Annotated in this window: 5 protein-coding genes and 1 pseudogene; 4 read left to right on the top strand and 2 right to left on the bottom strand. The window is 39.2% G+C overall.

Annotated features, from left to right (window positions below):
- Positions 1 to 361: 361 nt before the first annotated feature.
- The 4 genes from ACFVSH_RS22695 to ACFVSH_RS22710 all read left to right on the top strand — a co-directional run bounded on the left by ACFVSH_RS22695 (position 362) and on the right by ACFVSH_RS22710 (position 4,361).
- Positions 362 to 2,254, top strand: a complete 1,893-nt coding sequence (locus ACFVSH_RS22695; RefSeq protein WP_387600043.1) for an OPT family oligopeptide transporter — start codon at positions 362 to 364, stop codon at positions 2,252 to 2,254.
- Entirely contained in the window at positions 2,244 to 2,609 is a 366-nt protein-coding gene (locus ACFVSH_RS22700; protein ID WP_387600045.1) for a PqqD family protein, read from the top strand. Before ACFVSH_RS22695 ends, ACFVSH_RS22700 begins: the two co-directional genes overlap by 11 nt.
- Before the next feature lie 221 nt (positions 2,610 to 2,830).
- Positions 2,831 to 3,640: an SDR family NAD(P)-dependent oxidoreductase gene (locus ACFVSH_RS22705; protein ID WP_342615375.1), complete on the top strand. Its 810-nt coding sequence runs from the start codon at positions 2,831 to 2,833 to the stop codon at positions 3,638 to 3,640.
- 112 nt (positions 3,641 to 3,752) lie between these two features.
- Positions 3,753 to 4,361, top strand: a complete 609-nt coding sequence (locus ACFVSH_RS22710; protein WP_387600049.1) for a methyltransferase — start codon at positions 3,753 to 3,755, stop codon at positions 4,359 to 4,361.
- 115 nt (positions 4,362 to 4,476) lie between these two features.
- On the opposite strand, the pseudogene ACFVSH_RS22715 reads toward ACFVSH_RS22710, so the two are convergent.
- Positions 4,477 to 4,695 (bottom strand): annotated as a pseudogene (locus ACFVSH_RS22715) (asparagine synthase-related protein); the annotation flags it as partial.
- A gap of 59 nt (positions 4,696 to 4,754) precedes the next feature.
- Positions 4,755 to 5,072: GntR family transcriptional regulator (locus tag ACFVSH_RS22720; protein ID WP_387707957.1), on the bottom strand; the 318-nt coding region annotated here is incomplete at its 5' end.

Below are 5,072 nucleotides of genomic sequence, written 5' to 3' on the forward strand. Positions count from 1 at the left end.
GGCCATATAGGAGACCATGAATTTATCATTCCTTCATTTAAGACTTGATTTTTCAGGATATGTTAAATCTCATTTTAATGTGCAATAACCCAATGGGTTATTTGCTTATGGAGCTAATAAGGAGTGTGATTGCCCCGGCCATCGAATGAATGAGGTGCAGTGATTTCCTGTAACGAATAGGCCCAAAACAGATGGTTATGAGATGAATGATTTTTTTATATATTTTAAAACCGAAACTACTAATCTGATTATTGGATATAATCAAACTTTTAATAAGCAGAATTTTCCCATTGCATGACTTTAAATTACAGTGATATAATGTTCTTTATGATTTTAAAGTTTAACATAGGAAGTGGCTAAATTGTCGAACAATTCAAAAGAAAGTAAATTCGTCCCGTACGTCTCTGCATCTAAATCTCTACCGGAATTAACTGCAACTGCAATTATTCTAGGGATTATTCTTGCAATCGTATTCGGGGCGGCAAATGCATACTTAGGCCTACTTATTGGTTTAACTGTCTCTGCTTCAATACCCGCAGCGGTAATTTCAATGGCTATCTTAAGAGGGGTTTTTCGCAGGGATTCAATATTAGAAAACAATATTGTGCAAACGATGACCACGGCAGGTGAGGCAATTGGTGCCGGTGCTGTATTTACCATACCAGCATTATTCATGTGGGACATGGATGTGAGTCAAGCATTCATCATTTTCGTTGTATTAACTGGGGGATTTTTAGGGGTCTTCATGATGGTTCCCCTTCGCCAGCTTTTGATTGTAAGGGAACATGAAACATTACCATATCCTGAAGGTACGGCATGTGCCGAGGTCCTGAAGTCAGGAGAAAAGGGTGGTACAAGCGCGAAACTAATCGGAGCCGGTTTGGTTATCGGCGGTGTCGTTAAAGGGCTTGGTGATGGGTTTAAGCTCTTCAAGACAGAGGTTGAAACAGGAATCACGAATTTTAAAAATGCAGTGGTTGGTCTTGATGCCTTTCCTTCCCTTTTGGGTGTAGGTTATATTATTGGACCGCGTGTTGCAGGACAAATGCTAGGTGGGGGTTTATTAGCCTGGGTCGTTCTAATACCAGCCATCAGTTTTTTTGGCGGAAGCAATGGAACAGCCATTTTCCCTTCTGATGTACCGATCGGTGAATTGGATGCATGGGGAATTTGGGATAATTATATACGTTATATTGGTGCTGGTGCCGTTGCAACTGGCGGATTGATCACATTGATCAAAACTTTACCAATACTTTTCAGTTCAGTTTTTGATACTATTAAAGGCGTAAAAGCCAATAAAGGACAACTAAAATCAGGTTCGATCCGTACAGAACAAGATATGCCTGCTAAATACGTTTGGTTGGGAACGATCATCGTCATTTTAATCATTGCTTTCACACCTATAACAGATGTAGGGGTCATCGGTGCGATTGCAATTGCGATTTTTGGATTTTTATTCGTGACAGTGGCATCAAGGGTTGTTGGAATCGTCGGAAGTTCTTCTTCCCCAGTTTCTGGAATGACAATAGCTACACTATTGATTGTGGCCATTGTCTATAAAGCTACTGGTTTTACTGGTACAACTGGAATGGTAGCCGCATTGACCGTGGCTGCAATCATTTGTACAGCACTTGCGGTATCAGGTGATGTTTCACAAGATCTAAAAACAGGATATATCGTCGGCGGAACACCATGGAAACAACAAGTTGCCATGATGATCGGTGTTGTTGCGTCCGCTTCAGTCATTGGTTTTATCCTTGTTCTGATGGATAATGCATATACGATGGGGTCTGCAGAACTACCTGCACCTAAAGCGGCATTAATGAAAATCCTTGCTGAAGGTGTTCTAGGAGGGGATTTGCCTTGGACCCTTATCTTTATCGGTGCTGCTATTTCCATCACATTAGAGTTTTTCGGTCTGAATTCACTTGTTGTTGCAGTCGGCATTTACTTACCGGTTCATACTAGTGTCCCAATCATGATCGGTGGATTTATTCGATTCTTCGTTGAGTTCTTCTCGAAAACAAAAGAAGCGCTTAAAGCTCGGGTTGATAGAGGTGTATTATTTGCCTCTGGTTTAATAGCAGGTGAATCATTGATTGGTGTTCTTATTGCCATATTGATCGCAGCAGGTGTCCAAGTCCCGGCTGCGGCTAAATTAGCCAGCAATTTGCTGCCATTCCTACTATTCCTTGCTCTAGCTGGATTGCTTTGGTTCGTATCCAGCAAAGGGAAAAAAGAAGATGCTTCGTAAACGCCAATCAAAAAAGAGGAACCTGTTAACTATGGTTCCCCTTTTGGAAAGTCGCGTCACTATGGTACATGAATCTTCGGAAGCAACTTTTTTGGTGATTCAAAGGACAAATTTTGTGGAACGAATTACAATTCGTTTCTTTAAACAACCATCAGTCCGTAAAATCAAGCTTGATAAGTTTGGGGCATATGCCATTAAACAGATGCAGTTCCAAAGGAATGTAAATCAGATTTCTGAAGCGATGAGTGAACATTTTGGTGAGGAAGCAGAACCAGCTTTACCGCGGTTGATGAAGTTTCTGGAGATTCTTGAGGTTCATGATTGGATCATATGGGATGATGAAGAAGAAAAATGAAAGAAAGCTGAAGCTCTTTTTGATGCTTCAGCTTTTTTCTGTTTTCCCTTTGGTAAACAAAATTTTCTTTAGGTTTATGAACTTCTAATAATCTCCCTTCAACGAATTGGAATATAGGTATAATTATTTGTAATGACTTTATAGATATTGTATTCTTGTACTGGTAGTCATGAGTAATAAAGCAGTGATATTCAATTTTGAAGAGCAGGTGGTTATTTATTATGGGAAGAGTACAAGGTAAAGTAGCATTAGTGACAGGTGGAGCTTCGGGTATAGGGTTATCCATATCCACTCTGATGGCTAAAGAAGGCGCAAAAGTCGTGATTGCTGATTTTAACGAAGCAGGAGCAAAAGAAGCGGCCGAAAACATAAAAAAACAAGGTGGGGAAGCGGCTGGAGTATTCTTGGATGCTGGACAAGCAGATTCTATCCAGGCAGCAGTCGACTTTACAATTGAACAATATGGTACGGTTACGGTGCTTGTTAATAACGTGGGTTTAACTAACCTCCATAAAGATCTGGATGTCGTGAATTTAGATTTGGAAGAATGGGATCGACTTATGGATGTGAATTTAAAAAGTGTCCTATTGGGAAGCAGGTTTGCAATTCCTCACATGATTAAAGCAGGAGGGGGATCGATAATCAATACTGCCTCCATGGCTGGGTTTACAGGTGACTCCGTACGATCTGCATATGGTGCGTCCAAAGCGGGGGTAGTGAATTTGACCCGTTATATCGCTGCACAGTATGGTAAAGATCATATTCGTTGTAATGGAGTGGCACCAGGCCTTATTTTAACTCCTGCAGCGAAAAATAATATGCCTCAGGCCGTACTCGATATTTTTGCCAAATTTAATGCATTGCCATATCATGGTGAAGCGGAAGATATCGGTTATACCGTTCTATTCCTTGCATCAGACGAGTCCAAATTCATTACAGGTCAGACGATCCAAGTGGAAGGCGGTCATTATATAGCCAACCCAAGCATCTCTGATTTTAATGATTATGTAACTAAAGCAAAATCCAATTAATTGTCTGGACATTCTTATATCAAAACCTTACCCTGGATAAGATCAACCTTATCCGGGGTTTTTAATTAGGGAGCCCTATATTTTAAAAAACATGAAGCAGGTGCAAATAATAATGAAAGAAACGAATTATGATGAAATGCTGAACATCAGGACGGAAGGTGTACAAAAAAAATTCAATGATTCTTTGCATTATCACCGCTATGAACCTACTCCATACAGTGCATTAGAACATTTATTCAAAAAATATGCACTGAAAGGAAATGATCGCATTGTGGATTTTGGATGCGGTAAAGGACGCTTGAATTTTTTTATCCATCACTTATATCAATCATCTGTGGTTGGCGTGGAGATGAATGAAAGTTTCTATAAAGAAGCGATTGAGAATCTGAATGGGTATTTGGAGAAAAGGAAAAAAAACAATGCCAATATAGAATTCCACTGTTGTTTGGCAGAAGAGTATGGTATTGATACGAAAGACAACCGTTTTTATTTCTTTAATCCGTTCTCGGTACAGATTTTCATGAAAATCATCAATAACATTTTGCTTTCCTTTGAGAAAGAGCCGCGCCAAATCGAACTTATATTATTTTATCCTTCACAGGATTATATTTTTTTCCTTGAAAATCAAACCGCCTTCAGGCTGAAAAACGAAGTGATGTTACCTGGCTTGACTGAATCTAATCCTTTTGAGAAATTCGTCATATACGAATTATTGAATTGAATGGATTATGGTGATAATCAAGTAATTATTAAAAGTATCGCAGATATATTTCAAAAATCGGAGATATAACTCCGAAAATCGCAGATAAAATGCCGAAACCGGAGATATAATCCAATTCTTCAGGACTTATTATATAACTTATATTTTCTATAATTTAGAGCGGCTGCTGTTTCCTGGGCAACGTTTATTTCACTATATCCATCTCTTTCGAGCCCAACAGAAAAAGTTTTGATTCTTTTGCAATGGAGCAGCTAAATGATGAATCAATCCCGCCTGATAGAAAAGATCCAACCGGAACTTCACTTCTCATATGGACGTTTACGGAATCCATCAGAGTTTCTTGTAAGGATGCCTTAATTAATTAGGCATCCGTCATTTTTTATATAATTACAATCAATAGTTTCGCTCGATGACAAAGTGTGCACGATCGCCTCTAAAGAGAGTTTTAGAGAATTCAATGACCGATCCGTCATTCTCATATGTGTAAGTTTCTAAGGAAAAACAAGGTGAACCGTTCGGAACCTCCAATTTGTCAGAAATGGAATCGTCGGCAAGTGAAAACTCCAAGTGTTCGACTGTTTTTTTTACTTTTAAATTGAATTGTGTCTCAAGTACTTTAAAGAGTGATTTTTCGCAGGCTTCGATATTAAGCCCGGGTGTTTTATACCAAGGGAGAAAGGCAATTTCATATTGAAGGGGGATGTCGTTTAC

The organism is Peribacillus sp. NPDC058002, assembly GCF_042886655.1.
GTDB lineage: Bacteria > Bacillota > Bacilli > Bacillales > DSM-1321 > Peribacillus > Peribacillus aracenensis.